Origin of the sequence: Herbidospora sakaeratensis, assembly GCF_001570525.1 — a bacterium.
GTDB lineage: Bacteria > Actinomycetota > Actinomycetes > Streptosporangiales > Streptosporangiaceae > Herbidospora > Herbidospora sakaeratensis.
On record NZ_BBXC01000011.1, the window covers coordinates 143,745 to 162,227 of the forward strand.

Below are 18,483 nucleotides of genomic sequence, written 5' to 3' on the forward strand. Positions count from 1 at the left end.
GCGTGCGGCCTACAGCTCCGTGGTGGAGCCGCCGGCTGCGGCGATCTTCTCCTTGGCGCTGGCGGAGAAGGCGTGCGCCTGCACGTTCAACGCCACGGAGATCTCGCCGGTTCCGAGAACCTTGACCAGTTCGTTCTTCCGGACCAGACCGTTCGCCACCAGGTCGGCGACGGTCACGTCGCCACCGGAGGAGAAGACCTCGCCCAGCTTGTCAAGGTTGACGACCTGGTAGGTCGTCTTGAACAGGGAGTTGGAGAAGCCCTTCAGCTTCGGCAGCCGCCGCTGGAGCGGAACCTGGCCACCTTCGAAGCCGAGAGGCACGGTGGTACGCGAGTGGGAACCCTTCGTACCACGACCGGACGTCTTGCCCTTGGAGCCCTCGCCACGGCCCTTGCGGACCTTGGCCTTGTTGGCACCCGGGGCGGGACGCAGGTCATGAATCTTCAGCGGTGCGTTCTCAGTCATGACTAGTCGACCTCTTCAACCTCGACGAGGTGCGTCACGACGGCGACCATCCCGCGGATCTCGGGACGGTCCTCCTTCACGACGACGTCGCCGATTCGCTTCAGGCCAAGCGAACGCAGCGAGTCACGCTGGTTCTGCTTGCCGCCGATCTTGGACCGGGTCTGCGTGATCTTCAGGCGGGCCATGGTCAGCTCCCCGCCTTCGCAGCGGCCGCAGCCTCGGCGAGACCCTCGGCGCGCGCCTTGAGCATCGCCTTGGGGGCGACGTCCTCGATCGGCAGACCACGACGGGCGGCGATCTCCTCGGGGCGCGAGAGGCCCTTCAGAGCCGCCACGGTGGCGTGCACGATGTTGATCGGGTTGTCCGAGCCGAGCGACTTGGACAGCACGTCGTGGATCCCGGCGCACTCCAGGACCGCGCGCACCGGGCCACCCGCGATGACACCGGTACCGGGCGAGGCCGGACGCAGGAGGACGACGCCGGCGGCGTCCTCGCCCTGCACGGTGTGCGGGATGGTGCCCTGGATGCGCGGCACCTTGAAGAAGTGCTTCTTGGCCTCTTCGACACCCTTGGCGATCGCCGCGGGCACCTCCTTGGCCTTGCCGTAGCCGACCCCGACGAGGCCGTTGCCGTCGCCGACGATGACCAGCGCGGTGAAGCTGAAGCGCCGACCACCCTTGACGACCTTGGCCACGCGGTTGATCTTCACGACGCGCTCGATGTACGAGACGCCCTTCTCCTGGGCGCCACCGCGGCGATCGTCACGACGTTCCCGCCGCTCGCCACCGCCGCCGGCACCCCGACGCGGAGCTCCAGCCATCAGTGGTTCCTCTTCTCATTGCTCATAGGACGGGTCATCAGAAACTCAACCCGCCTTCACGGGCGCTGTCCGCCAGGGCCGCGATGCGACCCGCGTAGCGGTTGCCACCGCGGTCGAAGACGACCGAAGTGATCCCGGCGTCCTTGGCCCGCTGAGCGAGAAGCTCGCCGACCTTCTTCGCCTTCTCGGTCTTGTCGGCCTCGAGGGAACGCAGCGAGGAGTCCATGGTGGACGCGCTCACGATCGTGTGACCCTTGCCGTCGTCGACGATCTGCACGAACAGGTGCCGCGCGGACCGGTTGACGACCAGACGCGGACGCTCGACCGTGCCCACGACGTTCTTCCGCACGCGGCGGTGGCGGCGGGCTCGCGAAATGGCGCGAGCGGCGCTGTGCTTGCCGTACTTCGCAGCCATTACTACTTACCAGCCTTTCCGACCTTCTTGCGGACGACTTCGCCCTGGTAGCGCACGCCCTTGCCCTTGTACGGGTCGGGCTTGCGCAGCTTGCGGATGTTGGCCGAGACCTCGCCGACCTTCTGCTTGTCGATCCCGTCCACGTGGAACAGGGTCGGCTTCTCGACGCGGAAGGAGATGCCCTCCGGCGCGTCGACGATCACCGGGTGGCTGAACCCGAGCGAGAACTCGAGCTGCGTCGGGCCCTTGGCCTGAACGCGGTAGCCGACGCCGACGATCTCCAACGTCTTCGAGTAACCCGCGGTCACACCGGTCACCATGTTGGCGATCAGGGTGCGGGACAGGCCGTGCAGCGCACGGACCTTGTTCTCGTCGTTGGGACGGGTGACGGCCAGCTGGCCGTCGTCACCGCGCGAAACCTCGATGGGCTCGGCGACGGTGTGAGAAAGCGTGCCCTTCGGGCCCTTGACCTGGACACTCCGGCCGTCGATCGTGATGTCGACACCGCTCGGTACAGGGATGGGCAGCCGTCCGATTCGCGACATGCTGTGGTTCCTCCCCTCTTACCAGACGTAGGCGAGGACTTCCCCGCCCACTCCGCGCTTGCCGGCCTGCTTGTCGGTCATCAGGCCGCCGGACGTCGAGATGATCGCGACGCCCAGCCCGCCCAGGACTCGGGGCAGGTTGTCCTTCTTGGCGTAAACCCGCAGACCGGGCTTGGAAACCCGGCGGATGCCGGCGAGCGAACGCTCACGGCTCGGGCCGAACTTCAGCTCCACCACGAGGTTCTTGCCAACCTTGGCGTCTTCGACGCTCCAGGACTGGATGTAACCCTCCTGCTGGAGGATCTCGGCGATGTGCGCCTTGATCTTCGAGTACGGCATGGTCACGGTGTCGTGATACGCCGAGTTCGCGTTACGCAGACGCGTCAGCATGTCTGCGATCGGGTCGGTCATCGTCATGATCGATGGCCCTCCTCGCCGCGGTTTCCCAAGAATGAAGGGGACCTACGGCGTAGTGATGCTCTGGAATTACCAGCTGGACTTGGTGATGCCGGGCAGCTCGCCCCGGTGCGCCATCTCACGGAAGCACACGCGGCACAGGCCGAACTTGCGGTAGACGGCGCGCGGACGGCCGCAGCGCGAACACCGAGTGTACGCCCGGACCTCGAACTTCTGCTTGCGGGCCGCCTTGACCTTCAGTGACGTCTTCGCCATGTGGATCAGGCCTCCTTGAACGGGAACCCGAGCAGCTTCAGCAGCGCGCGGCCCTCGTCGTCTGTGCGGGCGGTCGTGACGACCGTGATGTCCATACCGCGCTGCCGGTCGACCTTGTCCTGGTCGATCTCGTGGAACATGACCTGCTCGGTGAGACCGAAGGTGTAGTTCCCGTGCCCGTCGAACTGCTTGGGCGACAGACCGCGGAAGTCGCGGATACGCGGCAGGGCCAGCGACAGCAGGCGGTCGAGGAACTCCCACATGCGGTCGCCGCGCAGCGTGACGTGCGCGCCGATCGGCATGCCCTCACGCAGCTTGAACTGCGCGATGGACTTGCGGGCGCGGACGACGGCCGGCTTCTGGCCGGTGATGGCGGTGAGGTCGCGAACCGCGCCCTCGATCAGCTTGGAGTCGCGAGCGGCCTCGCCGACGCCCATGTTCACCTTGATCTTGGTGAGACCGGGGGTCAGCATGACGTTCTCGATGCCGAACTGCTCGCGCAGCTGGGCCGCGATCTCCTCGCGGTACTTCTGCTTGAGACGGGGGGTCACCCGCTCAGCGGTCTGGGCAGTCACTTGGCGTCCTCGTCCTTCGGCTTCTCGTCATCCTTGAGCTTCTTGACGTTGCTCACGTGGATGGGGGCCTCCAGGGTGGTGACGCCGCCTTCCTTGGCGCCGCGGGGACCCTGGTTGGTCTCCTTCGAGTGCTTCTTGATCATGTTCACGCCGGCGACGATCACACGATCCTCGGTCGGCAGCGCGGCGATGACCCGGCCCTTGGCGCCCTTGTCCTTGCCCGCGATGACCTGAACCAGGTCACCCTTCTTCACGTGCAGCTTCCCCATTTAGAGCACCTCCGGCGCCAGCGAGATGATGCGCATGAACTTCTTGTCACGCAGCTCGCGGCCGACCGGGCCGAAAATACGCGTGCCCCGGGGGTCGCCGCTGTCCTTGATGATGACCGCGGCGTTCTCGTCGAACTTGATGTACGACCCGTCCTGACGGCGGCGCTCCTTGACGGTGCGGACGATGACGGCCTTGACGACGTCACCCTTCTTCACACCGCCGCCGGGGATCGCGTCCTTGACGGTGGCGACGATGATGTCGCCGATCCCGGCGTAGCGACGCCCAGAGCCACCGAGAACGCGGATGCAGAGGATCTCCTTGGCACCCGTGTTGTCGGCGACCTTGAGTCGCGACTCCTGCTGAATCACAGCTGAACTCCTGATGTGTCGTGCCGGTTCTCAGGGCGGGCCCTGAGCCTGGCCGAACCTACATGTCTTGTCCCTCGGCGCCAGACGAACCGCCGCCGCGGGCGAACCTCCCGTACACGAGAGGCTCCTTGGACACCGTCATGGGGGCCGGGCCGAAGCACGGCCCCCACGAGGCGCGATCGCGTTATGTTACTTGGCCCGCTCGAGGATCTCGACCACGCGCCAGCGCTTCGTCGCCGACAGCGGCCGGGTCTCCATGAGGAGAACGCGGTCGCCGACGCCGGCGGTGTTCTCCTCGTCGTGGGCCTTGTACTTGGTCGTACGGCGGATGACCTTGCCGTACAGCGGGTGCTTCACGCGGTCCTCGACGGCGACGACGACGGTCTTGTCCATCTTGTCGCTGACGACCAGGCCCTCACGGGTCTTGCGGTAGTTCCGCGCGGTCTTCTCGGTGGTCTCGACGTTCTCAGTTGTTTCAGCCATCGCTCGGCTCCTTCTCGACCGTGACGATTCCAAGCTCGCGCTCGCGCATCACGGTGTAGATACGGGCGATCTCGCGGCGGACGGCGCGCAGCCGTCCGTGGCTCTCCAACTGACCGGTCGCAGCCTGGAAGCGGAGGTTGAACAGCTCCTCCTTGGCCTCCTTGAGCTTCTGGACGAGCACCTCCCCGTCCTCCACGCGCAGCTCACCGGCGGTCAGGCCCTTAGCCATCACGCCTCACCCACTTCACGCTTGACGAACCGGCACTTCATGGGCAGCTTGTGCATCGCGCGGCGCATCGCCTCACGGGCGATGGGCTCGGCGACACCCGACAGCTCGAACATGACGCGACCGGGCTTGACGTTGGCGATCCACCACTCGGGCGAACCCTTACCGGAACCCATTCGCGTTTCCGCGGGCTTCTTGGTGAGGGGACGGTCGGGGTAGATGTTGATCCACACCTTGCCGCCACGGCGGATGTGCCGGGTCATGGCGATACGAGCCGACTCGATCTGGCGGTTGGTCACGTAGGAGTGCTCAAGCGCCTGAATGCCGAACTCGCCGAACACGACCCGCGTGCCGCCCTTGGCGGCGCCGCTGCGGTCAGGCCGGTGCTGCTTGCGGTGCTTGACCCTGCGCGGGATCAGCATGGTCAGCTCCCTTCAGCACCCGGCTGCTCCGCCGGGCCGGTCTCGGGGGCGGCCTGGGCGGCCGCCTCGTTACGGGGGGCGCGGTCGCCACGACCGGCACCGGCGCCACCACGGCGCGGACGGTCGCCGCCACCGCGACGGGGACGCTCGGCGCCGCCGCCACCACGACGGTCGTTGTCCCGACGCTGGCCACCGGCGCGGGCGCCGGCAGCGGCGGCCTCACGCTCGGCGCGGCTGGTCGGGGCCTCGCCCTTGTAGATCCAGACCTTCACGCCGATGCGGCCGAAGGTCGTCTTGGCCTCGTAGAAGCCGTAGTCGATGTCGGCGCGGAGCGTGTGCAGGGGCACGCGGCCCTCGCGGTAGAACTCCGAGCGCGACATCTCCGCGCCGCCCAGACGACCCGAGCACGCGACCCGGATGCCCTTGGCGCCGCTCTTCATCGCCGACTGCATCGCCTTGCGCATGGCACGACGGAACGAGACACGGCTGGAGAGCTGCTCGGCCACGCCCTGCGCGACGAGCTGCGCGTCGATCTCGGGGTTCTTCACCTCGAGGATGTTGAGCTGAACCTGCTTCTTGGTCAGCTTCTCCAGGTCGCCGCGGATGCGGTCGGCCTCCGCACCACGACGGCCGATGACGATGCCCGGCCGGGCGGTGTGGATGTCGACCTGGACGCGGTCGGTCGTGCGCTCGATCTCGACCTTGGAAATGCCGGCCCGCTCCATGCCCTTCTGCAGCATGCGGCGGATCGCCACGTCCTCGGCGACGTACGACTTGTAGAGCTTGTCGGCGTACCACCGGCTCTTGAAGTCGGTCGTGATGCCGAGGCGGAACCCGTGCGGGTTAACCTTCTGACCCACTAGCGGGCCCTCCCCTTCGGCTCGCGGGACTCCACGATCACGGTGATGTGGCTGGTCCGCTTGTTGATCCGATAGGCGCGACCCTGAGCGCGGGGGCGGAACCGCTTGAGCGTCGGGCCCTCGTCGACCCACGCGCGGCTCACGACCAGCGTCTCGCGGTCGAGCTTGAAGTTGTGCTCCGCGTTCGCGATCGCGGACGAGAGGACCTTGTAAACGGTCTCGCTCGCCGCCTGCGGCGCGAACTGCAGCACGGCCTGCGCCTCCGAAGCGCCCAGGCCGCGAATGAGGTCCACCACGCGGCGGGCCTTCCGGGGCGTGTGGCGCGCGTACCGCGCCTGTGCCCTGGCTTCCATCGCTGTCTCCTATTGCTTTTCGAAGGACGCTTACCGCCGGCTGCGGCGGTCTTCCTTGACGTGGCTGCGGAAGGTCCGCGTGGGCGCGAACTCGCCGAGCTTGTGGCCGATCATCGACTCGGTGACGAACACCGGGACGTGCTTGCGGCCGTCGTGGACGGCGATCGTGTGGCCGAGCATGTCGGGCACGATCATGGAGCGCCGCGACCACGTCTTGATGACGTTCTTGGTGCCCTTCTCGTTCTGGACGTCGACCTTCTTCTGAAGGTGGTCGTCCACGAAGGGACCCTTCTTAAGGCTACGTGGCATTTCGGCTGCTCCTACCGCTTCTTCCTCTTGCTCCGACGCCGGATGATCAGGCGGTCGCTGGCCTTGTTGGCCTGGCGGGTGCGGCCCTCGGGCTTGCCCTTCGGGTTCACCGGGTGGCGACCACCGGAGGTCTTGCCCTCACCACCGCCGTGCGGGTGGTCGACCGGGTTCATGGCGACACCACGGACGGTCGGGCGCTTGCCCTTCCACCGCATACGGCCGGCCTTGCCCCAGTTGATGTTGGCCTGCTCGGCGTTGCCGACCTGGCCGATCGACGCCCGGCAGCGGATGTCGACCTGGCGCATCTCACCGGACGGCATACGCAGCGTGGCGTACATGCCCTCCTTGGCGAGGAGCTGGATCTGCGCGCCGGCGCTGCGGCCGAGCTTGGCGCCACCACCCGGACGGAGCTCCACCGCGTGGATGAAGGTACCGGTCGGGATGTTGCGGAGCGGCAGGCAGTTGCCCGGCTTGATGTCGGCGCCGGGGCCGTTCTCGATGCGGTCCCCCTGCTTGATGCCGGTCGGCGCGAGGATGTAGCGCTTCTCGCCGTCGGCGTAGTGCAGCAGAGCGATGCGGGAGGTGCGGTTCGGGTCGTACTCGATGTGAGCGACCTTGGCCGGGATCCCGTCCTTGTCGTGGCGTCGGAAGTCGATGATCCGGTACGCCCGCTTGTGGCCGCCACCCTGGTGCCGGGCGGTGACCCGCCCGTGGACGTTACGGCCGCCCTTGCTGTGCAGGGGGGCAAGCAGCGACTTCTCGGGCGTGCTGCGCGTGATCTCGGAGAAGTCCGAGACGCTCGCGCCGCGGCGACCCGGGGTCGTCGGCTTGTATTTACGGATGCCCATCTTTTTCGTTCATCCCTGTCTAATTGCCGCGCCTACGGCGCGGCGGGTTTGGCCGCCTACAGTCCACGTCTTCCCTCGTCGCTCCGGGTCGCTACGCTCCCCTGCGCTCCTCAGTCCAGACGCGGACGCGGCCAAACCACCTACTCGTCTTTGGCCTACCGCAACGATCGCGGTGAAGCCCCTATCAGCCGATCTGGCCGAAGATGTCGATGCGCTCGCCCTCGGCCAAGCTCACGATCGCTCGCTTGGTACCGGGACGCTGGCCGTAGCCGAAGCGGGTCCGCTTGCGCTTGCCCTGGCGGTTGATGGTGTTGACGCCGGTGACCTTCACACCGAAGATCTGCTCGATGGCGATCTTCACCTGCGTCTTGTTCACACCCTGCTTGACCAGGAACGTGTACTTGTTGTGCTCGTCGATCAGGCCGTAGCTCTTCTCAGAGACGATCGGCTTGATGATGATGTCGCGCGGGTCGGTGATCTTGTCCATCAGGCGTCTTCCTTACCGCTCTCCAGGCGGGCCACGACCTGGTCGTAGGCCTCCTTGGTGAAGACGACGGCGTCGCTGCAGAGCACGTCGTACGTGTTCAGCTGGCCGGCGTCCAGGAGGTGGACCTCCGGGGCGTTGCGCAGGCTCAGCCAGGTCAGCTCGTCGTGCTCGGTGACGACCACGAGCACGCTGCGCGAGCCGGTGATCTTACGGAGCGCCTCGAGAGCGGCCTTGGTCTTCGGCGTCTCGCCGCTGACCAGGGAGCTCACGACGTGCACGAGGTTGCCGCCGGCCCGGTCGGACAGGGCCTGGCGCAGGGCCGCGGCCTTCATCTTCTTGGGCGTGCGCTGCACGTACGAGCGCGGCTGCGGACCGTGGACGGTGCCACCGCCGGTGAACTGCGGCGCGCGGGTCGAACCCTGACGAGCCCGGCCGGTGCCCTTCTGGCGGTACGGCTTCTTGCCGCCGCCGGACACCTCGCCGCGGGTCTTGGTGGCGTGGGTGCCCTGGCGGCGAGCCGCCAGCTGGGCCACGACGACCTGGTGGATCAGCGGCACGTTGACCTTGGCGCCGAAGATGCTCTCGGGCAGGTCGACCGAGTCGCCGGTCTTGGCGCCGCTCGCGTCGAGGACGTCAATGGTGCTCACTTGGCAGCCCCCTTCTTGGCAGCGGTGCGGATGAGGACCAGGCTGCCGTTGGCGCCGGGGATCGCACCCTTGATCAGGATGAGGCCCTTCTCGGCGTCGACGGCGTGCACCTTCAGGCTCTGGATGGTGGTGCGGACGTTGCCCATCCGACCGGCCATGCGCAGGCCCTTGAAGACGCGGCCCGGGGTGGCGCAGCCACCGATGGAGCCGGGCGAACGGTGCTTGCGCTGGGTGCCGTGCGAGGCGCCCAGGCCCTTGAAGCCGTGACGCTTCATGACACCCGCGAAGCCCTTGCCCTTGCTCTTGCCCGTGACGTCCACGAACTGGCCGGCCTCGAAGGTGCCGGCGGTGACTTCCTGGCCGAGCGTGTACTCGGAGGCGTCGTCGGTGCGGACCTCGACGAAGTAGCGGCGCGGGGTGATGTCGTGCTTGCGCAGGTAGTCGCCCAGCGGCTTGTTCACCTTGCGCGGGTCGATCTGACCGAAGCCGAGCTGGATGGCCGAGTAGCCGTCGCGCTCGGGAGTGCGGACCCGGGTCACCACGCACGGACCGGCCTCCACGACGGTGACCGGAACGATCCGGTTGCCGTCGTCGAAGACCTGGGTCATGCCGAGCTTCTTGCCCAGGACGCCCTTGATCTGGTTAGCCATGTCAGTGCGTTCCCTCAGAGCTTGATCGAGATGTCGACGCCGGCAGGCAGGTCGAGACGCATGAGCGAGTCGACGGTCTTGGGCGTCGGGTCGATGATGTCAATCAGCCGCTTGTGCGTACGCATCTCAAAGTGCTCGCGGCTGTCCTTGTACTTGTGCGGCGAACGGATCACGCAGTACACGTTCTTCTCGGTCGGCAGGGGCACCGGGCCCGCGACCTTGGCGCCCGTACGCGTCACCGTCTCGACGATCTTCTTGGCCGAGCTGTCGATGACCTCGTGGTCATAGGCCTTGAGCCGAATGCGGATCTTCTGTCCCGCCATAATGGCCTCGGTGTCCTTCGCTGTCGTCTGAACAAGTAACGTGCGGCAGGTTGCCGCTATGTGTCCGTGATCCGGCAGTCACTTCGGAGCCCCGAAGCGGCTGCGGGATCACGGCGGGTGGAGCAATGTGATGGCCGGGTCCGCAGGGACCCGGCCATCGGGTACTACTTGATGATCTTGACCACGTTGCCGGCGCCGACCGTACGGCCACCCTCACGGATGGCGAACTTGAGGCCGTCCTCCATGGCGATGGGCTGGATCAGCTGGACGTTCATCTCGGTGTTGTCACCGGGCATGACCATCTCAGTGCCCTCGGGCAGGTTCACAACACCGGTCACGTCAGTCGTACGGAAGTAGAACTGCGGACGGTAGTTGTTGAAGAACGGCGTGTGGCGGCCGCCCTCGTCCTTGCTCAGGATGTAGACCTGGGCCTCGAACTCGGTGTGCGGGGTGGTCGTGCCCGGCTTGATGATGCACTGGCCGCGCTCGACGTCCTCGCGCTTGATGCCGCGGAGGAGCAGACCGACGTTGTCACCGGCCTGGCCCTCGTCGAGGAGCTTGCGGAACATCTCGACACCGGTGACGGTGGTCGTGGTGCTCTTCTCCTTGATGCCGATGATGTCGACGGTCTCGTTGACCTTGACGACACCACGCTCGATACGGCCGGTGACGACCGTACCGCGACCGGTGATCGAGAAGACGTCCTCGATCGGCATCAGGAACGGCTTGTCGATCGCGCGGGTGGGCTCCGGCACGTTCTCGTCGACGGCGGTCATGAGCTCGATGATCGAGTCGCCCCACTTCTCGTCGCCCTCGAGCGCCTTGAGCGCCGAGACGCGGACGACGGGCAGGTCGTCACCGGGGAACTCCTGAGCCGAGAGGAGCTCGCGAACCTCGAGCTCGACGAGCTCCAGGATCTCCTCGTCGTCCACCATGTCGGCCTTGTTCAGGGCGACGACGATGTAGGGGACGCCGACCTGGCGGGCCAGGAGGACGTGCTCCTTCGTCTGCGGCATGGGGCCGTCAGTCGCGGCGACCACCAGGATGGCGCCGTCCATCTGCGCCGCACCGGTGATCATGTTCTTGACGTAGTCGGCGTGACCAGGGCAGTCGACGTGCGCGTAGTGGCGCTTCTCCGTCTGGTACTCGACGTGGGCGATCGAGATGGTGATCCCGCGGGCCTTCTCCTCGGGCGCCTTGTCGATCTTGTCGAACGGGGTCGCCTCGTTGATCTGCGGGAAACGGTCGTGAAGCACCTTGGTGATCGCCGCGGTCAGAGTCGTCTTGCCGTGGTCGATGTGCCCAATGGTGCCGATGTTCACGTGCGGCTTGTTCCGCTCGAACTTGGCCTTGGCCACTGCTCTGTCTCCTTAGAGATTTCTGACTTGACTTCAATCGCCCGGTCCCGTCCGGCCGTCACTGACGTGGCGGCCGGACGCTGGCGAGGTGTTACTCGCCGCGGACCTTCGCGACGATCTCCTTGGCGATGCCCGGGGGCACTTCCGCGTAGGAGTCGAACTGCATGCTGTAGCTCGCGCGCCCCTGCGTCTTGCTACGGAGGTCGCCCACGTAGCCGAACATCTCGGAGAGCGGAACAAGGGCCTTGACGACACGGGCGCCGGCCCGCTCGTCCATGGCCTGGATCTGCCCGCGACGACCGTTGAGGTCGCCGATGACGTCACCCATGTAGTCCTCGGGAGTGGTGACCTCGACGGCCATCATCGGTTCGAGGAGAACGGGGTCGGCCCTGCGCGCGGCCTCCTTGAAGACCATCGAGCCGGCCATCTTGAAGGCCATTTCGGACGAGTCGACCTCATGGTACGCGCCGTCCTGCAGGGTGACCTTGACGCCCACCATCGGGTAACCGGCCAGCACGCCGAACTCGGCGGCCTGCTGGGCGCCCGCGTCGACCGACGGGATGTACTCCCGCGGGATGCGGCCACCGGTGACCTTGTTCTCGAACTCGTAACCGTCGTTGCCCTCGCCCAGCGGCTCAAGGTCGATGAGGACCTTGGCGAACTGGCCGGAACCACCGGTCTGCTTCTTGTGCGTGTAGTCGATCTTCTCCACCTTGCGGCGGATCGTCTCGCGGTACGCGACCTGGGGACGACCGACGTTCGCCTCGACCTTGAACTCGCGGCGCATGCGGTCGACCAGGATTTCGAGGTGAAGCTCGCCCATGCCGTGGATGACGGTCTGGCCGGTCTCCTCGTCGCGGCGGACCTGGAAGGACGGGTCCTCCTCCGCCAGACGCTGGATCGCGGTGCCGAGCTTCTCCTGGTCGCCCTTGGTCTTGGGCTCGATCGCGACGCTGATGACCGGCGCCGGGAACGTCATCGACTCGAGGACGACCTGGTTCTGGATGTCGGACAGGGTGTCACCGGTGGTGGTGTCCTTCAGTCCCATGACGGCGACGATCTGACCGGCGACCGCGGACGGCCGCTCCTCACGCTTGTTGGCGTGCATCTGGTAGATCTTGCCGATCCGCTCCTTCTTCCCCTTCACCGAGTTGATCACGGTCGTGCCGGATTCAAGGGTGCCGGAGTAGAGGCGGATGTAGGTGAGCTTGCCCAGGTGGGGGTCGCTCATGATCTTGAAGGCCAGGGCGGAGAACGGCTCGGTGACGTCGGGGCGACGCTCGATGACCTTCTCCTCGTCGTTGACCGCGTGGCCCTTGAAGGCCGGGATGTCGGTCGGCGCGGGGAGGTAGGCGACGATCGCGTCGAGCAGGGGCTGCACGCCCTTGTTCTTGAACGCGGTGCCACACAGGACCGGGTTGATCGAGCTCGTCAGCGTGGCGCGGCGGATGGCCGCGACCAGCTGCTCCTCGGTGGGCTCGACGCCCTCGAGGAAGAGCTCCATCAGCTCGTCGTCGTTCTCGGCCACGGTCTCGACCAGCTTGTCGCGCCACTCACGGGCGATCTCGGCGTGGTCGGCGGGGATGTCGACGGTGTCGTACATCTCGCCCTTGGCGGCCTCGGCGGACCAGATCAGGCCCTTCATCTTCACCAGGTCGATGACGCCCTTGAAGTCGGCCTCGACGCCCCAGGGAAGCTGGATGACAGCGGGGGTCGCGCCCAGCCGGCTGATCATCATGTCGACGCAGCGGTGGAACTCCGCGCCGACGCGGTCCATCTTGTTGACGAAGCAGATGCGCGGGACGTCGTAGCGGTCGGCCTGACGCCACACCGTCTCCGACTGCGGCTCCACCCCGGCGACACCGTCGAACACCGCGACGGCACCGTCGAGGACGCGCAGCGAGCGCTCCACCTCGATGGTGAAGTCGACGTGGCCGGGCGTGTCGATGATGTTGATGGTGTGGCCGATCCACTCACAGGTCGTCGCGGCGGACGTGATCGTGATGCCGCGCTCCTGCTCCTGCTCCATCCAGTCCATCGTGGCAGCGCCCTCGTGGACTTCACCGATCTTGTAGTTGATACCGGTGTAGAACAGGATGCGTTCGGTCGTGGTGGTCTTGCCCGCGTCGATGTGGGCCATGATCCCGATGTTGCGGACCTTGGCCAGGTCAAGCGTGGTCGCCACTTCTCTCGCGTCCTCGTCGTCTCGTCGAAAATCCGCCGACTACCAGCGGTAGTGGGCGAAGGCCTTGTTGGACTCGGCCATCTTGTGGGTGTCCTCGCGCTTCTTCACGCTCGCCCCGAGGCCGTTGCTGGCGTCGAGGAGCTCGTTCATGAGGCGCTCGGTCATGGTCTTCTCGCGGCGTGCACGCGAGTACTGCACCAGCCAGCGGAGGGCCAGCGTGGTGCTGCGCGCGGCGCGGACCTCGACCGGGACCTGGTAGGTCGCGCCACCGACACGGCGGCTGCGGACCTCGAGGGTCGGCTTCACGTTGTCCAGGGCGCGCTTCAGCGTGACGACCGGGTCGTTGCCGGTCTTGTCCTTGCAGCCCTCGAGGGCGCCGTACACGATCGACTGGGCGATCGAGCGCTTGCCGTCGAGGAGAACCTTGTTGATCAGGGCGGTGACCAGCGGCGAGTTGTACACCGGGTCGGCCATGAGCTGGCGGCGGCCAGGAGAACCCTTGCGAGGCATTACTTCTTCTCCTTCTTGGCGCCGTAGCGGGAACGAGCCTGCTTGCGGTTGCGGACGCCCTGGGTGTCGAGCGAGCCGCGGATGATCTTGTAGCGAACGCCGGGGAGGTCCTTCACACGACCACCACGAACCAGCACGATGCTGTGCTCCTGGAGGTTGTGGCCGACGCCGGGGATGTATGCGGTGACCTCGATGCCGTTGGTCAGGCGAACACGCGCGACCTTACGAAGCGCCGAGTTCGGCTTCTTCGGGGTGGTGGTGTAGACGCGGGTGCAGACGCCGCGTCGCTGAGGGCTGCCCTTGAGCGCAGGAGTCTTGGTCTTGGAGACCTTGTCCTGCCGGCCCTTTCGGACCAACTGCTGAATCGTGGGCACTACGACAACTCCGTTTCGTGCCTTGGCCGGTGAATCGTGAACATGCGTATTCGCAGGTACTGCCGGTGTCATGACCTGCTGGTTTTCCCTCTCCGCCGACCCACGCGGTCGGGCGTGTCGCGCACTGGTGGCGCAACACCCCGGACCTGGAAATCGGGAACCAGGGGCACACGGCGCGCTTCGCTGGCAAGCTGCGCGCACGCGTGTTGGGCCCATGAACCCATGGGCACGAAAGAGAAGACTACCCAGCCGGTAGCGACACGTCAAAACGATCGCGAGTACGGGTCGTCGGGATTCGTACCTTGAGTCCCTCGGCCCGCCTTCGAACGCAGGCCGTGATTGAGTCCGTGTCAACTATACCGCGCGAATACACGTGAAAAAGCCGGAAGCCCGGCCGAGGCCGGGCTTCCGGGTGATGAACCTTGGGTGACTAGCGACCGTACTGGCCGAAGTCGTACTCCTCCAGCGGGACGGCCTCGCCGCTGCCCGAACCGAAGGTGTAGTCGGCCGCGGAGCCGTCGTAGCCGCCGACCGTGTACATCGCGGCCTTGGCCTCCTCGGTCGGCTCGACCCGGATGTTGCGGTACTGGGGCATGCCCGTACCGGCCGGGATGAGCTTACCGATGATGACGTTCTCCTTGAGGCCGAGCAGGCTGTCCGACTTGGCGTGGATCGCCGCGTCGGTCAGGACCCGGGTGGTCTCCTGGAAGGACGCCGCCGACAACCACGACTCGGTGGCGAGCGAGGCCTTGGTGATGCCCATCAGGACCGGACGGCCGGAGGCCGGCTGCCCGCCCTCGGCGACGCACTCACGGTTGATGCGCTCGAACCGCGGACGCTCGACCAGCTCACCGGGCAGCATCTCGGTGTCGCCCGACTCCAGCACGTTCACGCGCTTGAGCATCTGCCGGACGATGACCTCGATGTGCTTGTCGTGGATCGACACACCCTGCGAGCGGTAGACCTGCTGGACCTCTTCGACGAGGTGCAGCTGGACCTGACGCGGGCCGAGGATGCGCAGCACCTCGTTGGGGTTGCGGGCACCGGCGATGAGCTGGTGGCCCACGTCGATGTGCTGCCCCTCGGAGACCTGCAGCCGCGACCGCATCGAGACCGGGTAGGCGATCTCGTCGCTGCCGTCGTCGGGGGTGATGACGATCTTGCGGGTCTTGTCGGTCTCGTCGATCCGGACCCGGCCGGTGACCTCGGAGATCGGGGCCACACCCTTGGGGATGCGGGCCTCGAAGAGCTCCTGGACACGCGGCAGACCGTGGGTGATGTCGGCGCCCGCCACACCACCGGTGTGGAAGGTCCGCATCGTCAGCTGGGTGCCGGGCTCACCGATCGACTGGGCGGCGATGATGCCGACCGCCTCGCCGACGTCGACGAGCTTGCCGGTGGCCAGCGACCGGCCGTAGCAGGTCGCGCAGACACCGATCTTGGCCTCGCACACCAGCGTGCTGCGGGTGCGGACCGTCTCGATGCCGGCCTCGACCAGCGCGGTGACGGTGATGTCGTTGATGTCGGTGCCGACCGCGGCGATGAGCTTGCCGTCGACCTCGACGTCCTCGGCCAGGATGCGGCCGTGGATGTTGGACTCGGCGTTCTCCGCCTTGACCAGCGTGCCGGTCGAGTCGCGCTCACCGGTGTGCAGCGGGACCGCGCGGTCGGTGCCGCAGTCGATCTCGCGCACGATGACGTCCTGCGCGACGTCGACCAGACGACGGGTCAGGTAACCCGAGTCGGCGGTACGCAGCGCGGTGTCGGCCAGACCCTTCCGCTGACCGTGGGTGGAGATGAAGTACTCCAGCACCGACAGGCCCTCGCGGAAGGAGGACTTGATCGGACGCGGGATCGTCTCACCCTTGGTGTTGGACACCAGGCCGCGGATGCCGGCGATCTGACGGACCTGCATGAGGTTTCCTCGGGCGCCCGACTGGACCATCATCCAGATGGGGTTGGTCTTGCCGAAGGCGTCCTGCATGTCCTGGGTCACGTCGCTCGTGGCCTTGGTCCAGATCTCGATGAGCTCCTGACGGCGCTCCTCGTCGGTGATCAGACCGCGGTCGTACTCGCGCTGGACCTTGTCGGCCTGCTTCTCGTACGACTCCATGATCGTGCCCTTGTTCGGGGGCGCGATGACGTCGTCGATCGAGATGGTCACACCGGCGCGGGTGGCCCAGTAGAAGCCGGCGTCCTTGAGCGCGTCGAGCGCGTTGGCGACCTCGACCTTGGGGTAGGTCTCGGCCAGCTCGTTCACGATCGCGGACAGCTGCTTCTTGCCGACCTGGTAGTTCACGAACGGGTAGTTCGCGGGCAGCGTGTTGTTGAACAGGCAGCGGCCGAGCGTGGTCTCCAGGCGCAGCGGGTCGCCGACCTCCCAGCCCTCGGGCGCCTCCCAGCCGCGCGGCGGGGCGACGTCCTTGAGCCGGACCTGGATCTTGGCCTGCAGGTTGAGCTCGTGGCGGTCGAAGGCCATGAGGGCCTCGGAGACCGACGCGAACACCCGGCCCTCACCCTCGGCCTCGTCGGCCTGGGTGGTGAGCGAGTAGAGGCCGATGACCATGTCCTGGGTGGGCATCGTCACGGGCTTGCCGTCGGCGGGCTTCAGGATGTTGTTGGTCGACAACATCAGGATGCGCGCCTCGGCCTGGGCCTCGGCCGACAGCGGCAGGTGCACGGCCATCTGGTCGCCGTCGAAGTCGGCGTTGAACGCCGTGCAGACGAGCGGGTGGATCTGGATGGCCTTGCCCTCGACCAGCTGCGGCTCGAAGGCCTGGATGCCCAGGCGGTGCAGGGTCGGCGCGCGGTTCAGCAGCACCGGGTGCTCGGTGATGACCTCTTCGAGCACGTCCCACACGACCGGGCGGGCCCGCTCGACCATGCGCTTGGCGCTCTTGATGTTCTGCGCGTGGTTCAGGTCGACCAGGCGCTTCATCACGAACGGCTTGAACAGCTCCAGCGCCATCTGCTTGGGCAGACCGCACTGGTGCAGCTTCAGCTGCGGGCCGACGACGATGACCGAACGGCCGGAGTAGTCGACTCGCTTGCCCAGCAGGTTCTGACGGAACCGGCCCTGCTTGCCCTTCAGCATGTCGCTGAGGGACTTCAGGGGACGGTTGCCGGGGCCCGTGACCGGGCGGCCGCGGCGGCCGTTGTCGAACAGCGCGTCGACGGCCTCCTGGAGCATGCGCTTCTCGTTGTTGACGATGATCTCGGGCGCGCCGAGGTCGAGAAGCCGCTTGAGGCGGTTGTTCCGGTTGATCACTCGCCGGTAGAGGTCGTTCAGGTCGGAGGTGGCGAAGCGGCCACCGTCGAGCTGGACCATCGGCCGTAGGTCCGGCGGGATCACCGGGATGCAGTCGAGCACCATGCCCGCGGGCGAGTTGCGGGTGTTCAGGAACGCCGCCACGACCTTGAGCCGCTTGAGGGCGCGGGCCTTCTTCTGGCCCTTGCCGCTGCGGATCGTCTCGCGGAGGTTCTCCGCCTCCTGGTCGAGGTCGAAGCTCTGCAGCCGCTCCTGGATCGCCTGTGCGCCCATGCCGCCGCGGAAGTAGCGGCCGAACCGGTCGCGCATCTCGCGGTAGAGCAGCTCGTCGCCCTCGAGGTCCTGGACCTTGAGGTTCTTGAAGCGGCTCCAGACCTCCTCAAGCCGGTCGAGCTCACGCTGCGCCCGGTCACGGAGCTGACGCATCTCGCGGTCGGCGCCCTCGCGCACCTTGCGGCGCTGGTCGCCCTTGGCGCCGGCGGCCTCGAGCTCGGCCAGGTCGGCTTCGAGCTTCTTCTGCCGGGCCTCGATGTCGGCGTCACGGCGCTGCTCGACGTGCTGACGCTCGACCGAGATCTTGGCCTCGAGGGAGGACAGGTCGCGGTCGCGCATCTCGGTGTCGACATGCGTGATCATGTACGCCGCGAAGTAGATGACCTTCTCCAGGTCCTTCGGGGCGAGGTCGAGCAGGTAGCCCAGACGCGAGGGAACACCCTTGAAGTACCAGATGTGGGTGACCGGGGCGGCCAGCTCGATGTGGCCCATCCGCTCACGACGCACCTTGGCACGGGTCACCTCGACGCCGCAGCGCTCACAGATGATGCCCTTGAAGCGCACGCGCTTGTACTTGCCGCAGTAGCACTCCCAGTCCCGGGTCGGACCGAAGATCTTCTCGCAGAAGAGTCCGTCCTTTTCGGGCTTGAGGGTCCGGTAGTTGATCGTCTCCGGCTTCTTGACCTCACCGTGAGACCACTGACGGATGTCGTCCGCGGTCGCGAGGCCGATTCGGAGCTCGTCGAAGAAGTTGACGTCCAGCATGTGCTATCTCCC

At 66.6% G+C, this 18,483-nt stretch carries 26 protein-coding genes; all 26 read right to left on the reverse strand.

Annotated features, from left to right (window positions below; all coding sequences use genetic code 11):
- Window positions 1–9: 9 nt before the first annotated feature.
- Complete coding sequence (gene rplO, locus AW271_RS16640) at window positions 10–465, reverse strand: 50S ribosomal protein L15 (protein ID WP_030451483.1); 456 nt, start codon at window positions 463–465, stop codon at window positions 10–12.
- Window positions 466–467: 2 nt separating this feature from the next.
- Window positions 468–650 carry a 50S ribosomal protein L30 gene (gene rpmD / locus AW271_RS16645; RefSeq protein ID WP_030451484.1) on the reverse strand — a complete coding sequence of 61 codons (183 nt, stop codon included), beginning with the start codon at window positions 648–650 and terminating at the stop codon, window positions 468–470.
- A 2-nt stretch (window positions 651–652) separates the two neighbouring features.
- Entirely contained in the window at window positions 653–1,285 is a 633-nt protein-coding gene (gene rpsE / locus AW271_RS16650; protein ID WP_030451485.1) for a 30S ribosomal protein S5, read from the reverse strand.
- A gap of 37 nt (window positions 1,286–1,322) precedes the next feature.
- Entirely contained in the window at window positions 1,323–1,700 is a 378-nt protein-coding gene (gene rplR / locus AW271_RS16655) for a 50S ribosomal protein L18 (protein ID WP_062337774.1), read from the reverse strand.
- 2 nt (window positions 1,701–1,702) lie between these two features.
- Window positions 1,703–2,245, reverse strand: coding sequence for a 50S ribosomal protein L6 (rplF, locus tag AW271_RS16660; protein WP_062337775.1), 543 nt, complete (start codon window positions 2,243–2,245; stop codon window positions 1,703–1,705).
- Between the two features lie 18 nt (window positions 2,246–2,263).
- A complete protein-coding gene (gene rpsH / locus AW271_RS16665) occupies window positions 2,264–2,662 on the reverse strand; it encodes a 30S ribosomal protein S8 (RefSeq protein ID WP_030451488.1) in 399 nt (132 codons plus the stop codon).
- Between the two features lie 69 nt (window positions 2,663–2,731).
- Window positions 2,732–2,917 (reverse strand): type Z 30S ribosomal protein S14, encoded by a 186-nt coding sequence (locus AW271_RS16670; RefSeq protein WP_030451489.1) that lies wholly within the window; start codon window positions 2,915–2,917, stop codon window positions 2,732–2,734.
- A gap of 5 nt (window positions 2,918–2,922) precedes the next feature.
- Entirely contained in the window at window positions 2,923–3,492 is a 570-nt protein-coding gene (rplE, locus tag AW271_RS16675) for a 50S ribosomal protein L5 (protein WP_030451490.1), read from the reverse strand.
- The gene (gene rplX, locus AW271_RS16680; RefSeq protein ID WP_202610623.1) at window positions 3,489–3,752 is read right to left on the reverse strand and encodes a 50S ribosomal protein L24; all 264 of its coding nucleotides are present in this window, start codon (window positions 3,750–3,752) and stop codon (window positions 3,489–3,491) included. Before rplX ends, rplE begins: the two co-directional genes overlap by 4 nt.
- 9 nt (window positions 3,753–3,761) lie before the next feature.
- The gene (gene rplN / locus AW271_RS16685) at window positions 3,762–4,130 is read right to left on the reverse strand and encodes a 50S ribosomal protein L14 (protein WP_030451492.1); all 369 of its coding nucleotides are present in this window, start codon (window positions 4,128–4,130) and stop codon (window positions 3,762–3,764) included.
- A gap of 189 nt (window positions 4,131–4,319) precedes the next feature.
- Window positions 4,320–4,613, reverse strand: coding sequence for a 30S ribosomal protein S17 (rpsQ, locus tag AW271_RS16690; protein WP_030451493.1), 294 nt, complete (start codon window positions 4,611–4,613; stop codon window positions 4,320–4,322).
- Entirely contained in the window at window positions 4,606–4,842 is a 237-nt protein-coding gene (rpmC, locus tag AW271_RS16695) for a 50S ribosomal protein L29 (protein ID WP_030451494.1), read from the reverse strand. Before rpmC ends, rpsQ begins: the two co-directional genes overlap by 8 nt.
- A complete protein-coding gene (gene rplP, locus AW271_RS16700) occupies window positions 4,842–5,261 on the reverse strand; it encodes a 50S ribosomal protein L16 (RefSeq protein WP_030451495.1) in 420 nt (139 codons plus the stop codon). The genes rpmC and rplP overlap by 1 nt, the downstream gene beginning before the upstream one ends.
- Window positions 5,262–5,263: 2 nt before the next feature.
- Entirely contained in the window at window positions 5,264–6,121 is an 858-nt protein-coding gene (gene rpsC, locus AW271_RS16705) for a 30S ribosomal protein S3 (RefSeq protein ID WP_062337776.1), read from the reverse strand.
- The gene (rplV, locus tag AW271_RS16710; protein ID WP_030451497.1) at window positions 6,121–6,474 is read right to left on the reverse strand and encodes a 50S ribosomal protein L22; all 354 of its coding nucleotides are present in this window, start codon (window positions 6,472–6,474) and stop codon (window positions 6,121–6,123) included. The genes rpsC and rplV overlap by 1 nt, the downstream gene beginning before the upstream one ends.
- Window positions 6,475–6,504: 30 nt before the next feature.
- Window positions 6,505–6,783, reverse strand: a complete 279-nt coding sequence (gene rpsS, locus AW271_RS16715; RefSeq protein ID WP_012887835.1) for a 30S ribosomal protein S19 — start codon at window positions 6,781–6,783, stop codon at window positions 6,505–6,507.
- A gap of 11 nt (window positions 6,784–6,794) precedes the next feature.
- The gene (rplB, locus tag AW271_RS16720; protein ID WP_030451499.1) at window positions 6,795–7,631 is read right to left on the reverse strand and encodes a 50S ribosomal protein L2; all 837 of its coding nucleotides are present in this window, start codon (window positions 7,629–7,631) and stop codon (window positions 6,795–6,797) included.
- Window positions 7,632–7,815: 184 nt separating this feature from the next.
- Window positions 7,816–8,118 (reverse strand): 50S ribosomal protein L23, encoded by a 303-nt coding sequence (rplW, locus tag AW271_RS16725; RefSeq protein ID WP_062337777.1) that lies wholly within the window; start codon window positions 8,116–8,118, stop codon window positions 7,816–7,818.
- Window positions 8,118–8,765, reverse strand: coding sequence for a 50S ribosomal protein L4 (gene rplD, locus AW271_RS16730; protein WP_062337779.1), 648 nt, complete (start codon window positions 8,763–8,765; stop codon window positions 8,118–8,120). The genes rplW and rplD overlap by 1 nt, the downstream gene beginning before the upstream one ends.
- Window positions 8,762–9,415: a 50S ribosomal protein L3 gene (gene rplC / locus AW271_RS16735; RefSeq protein ID WP_062337781.1), complete on the reverse strand. Its 654-nt coding sequence runs from the start codon at window positions 9,413–9,415 to the stop codon at window positions 8,762–8,764. Before rplC ends, rplD begins: the two co-directional genes overlap by 4 nt.
- A 14-nt stretch (window positions 9,416–9,429) precedes the next feature.
- Window positions 9,430–9,738 (reverse strand): 30S ribosomal protein S10, encoded by a 309-nt coding sequence (gene rpsJ / locus AW271_RS16740; RefSeq protein WP_012887830.1) that lies wholly within the window; start codon window positions 9,736–9,738, stop codon window positions 9,430–9,432.
- Between the two features lie 164 nt (window positions 9,739–9,902).
- Window positions 9,903–11,096: an elongation factor Tu gene (tuf, locus tag AW271_RS16745; RefSeq protein WP_062337783.1), complete on the reverse strand. Its 1,194-nt coding sequence runs from the start codon at window positions 11,094–11,096 to the stop codon at window positions 9,903–9,905.
- A gap of 91 nt (window positions 11,097–11,187) precedes the next feature.
- Window positions 11,188–13,281: an elongation factor G gene (gene fusA / locus AW271_RS16750; protein ID WP_218008074.1), complete on the reverse strand. Its 2,094-nt coding sequence runs from the start codon at window positions 13,279–13,281 to the stop codon at window positions 11,188–11,190.
- Between the two features lie 39 nt (window positions 13,282–13,320).
- Entirely contained in the window at window positions 13,321–13,791 is a 471-nt protein-coding gene (gene rpsG / locus AW271_RS16755; protein ID WP_030451505.1) for a 30S ribosomal protein S7, read from the reverse strand.
- Window positions 13,791–14,165, reverse strand: coding sequence for a 30S ribosomal protein S12 (gene rpsL, locus AW271_RS16760; RefSeq protein WP_030451506.1), 375 nt, complete (start codon window positions 14,163–14,165; stop codon window positions 13,791–13,793). Before rpsL ends, rpsG begins: the two co-directional genes overlap by 1 nt.
- A gap of 430 nt (window positions 14,166–14,595) precedes the next feature.
- The gene (locus AW271_RS16765; RefSeq protein WP_062337785.1) at window positions 14,596–18,471 is read right to left on the reverse strand and encodes a DNA-directed RNA polymerase subunit beta'; all 3,876 of its coding nucleotides are present in this window, start codon (window positions 18,469–18,471) and stop codon (window positions 14,596–14,598) included.
- Between the last annotated feature and the right edge of the window lie 12 nt (window positions 18,472–18,483).

Coding starts and splice junctions, on each gene's coding strand:
- rpmD (WP_030451484.1), bottom strand. CDS start 650: ATGGCCCGCCTGAAGATCACGCAGACCCGGTCCAAGATCGGCGGCAAG.
- rplC (WP_062337781.1), bottom strand. CDS start 9,415: ATGGCTAACCAGATCAAGGGCGTCCTGGGCAAGAAGCTCGGCATGACC.
- rpsE (WP_030451485.1), bottom strand. CDS start 1,285: ATGGCTGGAGCTCCGCGTCGGGGTGCCGGCGGCGGTGGCGAGCGGCGG.
- rpsJ (WP_012887830.1), bottom strand. CDS start 9,738: ATGGCGGGACAGAAGATCCGCATTCGGCTCAAGGCCTATGACCACGAG.
- rplO (WP_030451483.1), bottom strand. CDS start 465: ATGACTGAGAACGCACCGCTGAAGATTCATGACCTGCGTCCCGCCCCG.
- rpsH (WP_030451488.1), bottom strand. CDS start 2,662: ATGACGATGACCGACCCGATCGCAGACATGCTGACGCGTCTGCGTAAC.
- rpsS (WP_012887835.1), bottom strand. CDS start 6,783: ATGCCACGTAGCCTTAAGAAGGGTCCCTTCGTGGACGACCACCTTCAG.
- AW271_RS16765 (WP_062337785.1), bottom strand. CDS start 18,471: ATGCTGGACGTCAACTTCTTCGACGAGCTCCGAATCGGCCTCGCGACC.
- rplV (WP_030451497.1), bottom strand. CDS start 6,474: ATGGAAGCCAGGGCACAGGCGCGGTACGCGCGCCACACGCCCCGGAAG.
- rplP (WP_030451495.1), bottom strand. CDS start 5,261: ATGCTGATCCCGCGCAGGGTCAAGCACCGCAAGCAGCACCGGCCTGAC.
- AW271_RS16670 (WP_030451489.1), bottom strand. CDS start 2,917: ATGGCGAAGACGTCACTGAAGGTCAAGGCGGCCCGCAAGCAGAAGTTC.
- rpsQ (WP_030451493.1), bottom strand. CDS start 4,613: ATGGCTGAAACAACTGAGAACGTCGAGACCACCGAGAAGACCGCGCGG.
- rplF (WP_062337775.1), bottom strand. CDS start 2,245: ATGTCGCGAATCGGACGGCTGCCCATCCCTGTACCGAGCGGTGTCGAC.
- rplW (WP_062337777.1), bottom strand. CDS start 8,118: ATGGACAAGATCACCGACCCGCGCGACATCATCATCAAGCCGATCGTC.
- rplB (WP_030451499.1), bottom strand. CDS start 7,631: ATGGGCATCCGTAAATACAAGCCGACGACCCCGGGTCGCCGCGGCGCG.
- rpmC (WP_030451494.1), bottom strand. CDS start 4,842: ATGGCTAAGGGCCTGACCGCCGGTGAGCTGCGCGTGGAGGACGGGGAG.
- rplR (WP_062337774.1), bottom strand. CDS start 1,700: ATGGCTGCGAAGTACGGCAAGCACAGCGCCGCTCGCGCCATTTCGCGA.
- rpsG (WP_030451505.1), bottom strand. CDS start 13,791: ATGCCTCGCAAGGGTTCTCCTGGCCGCCGCCAGCTCATGGCCGACCCG.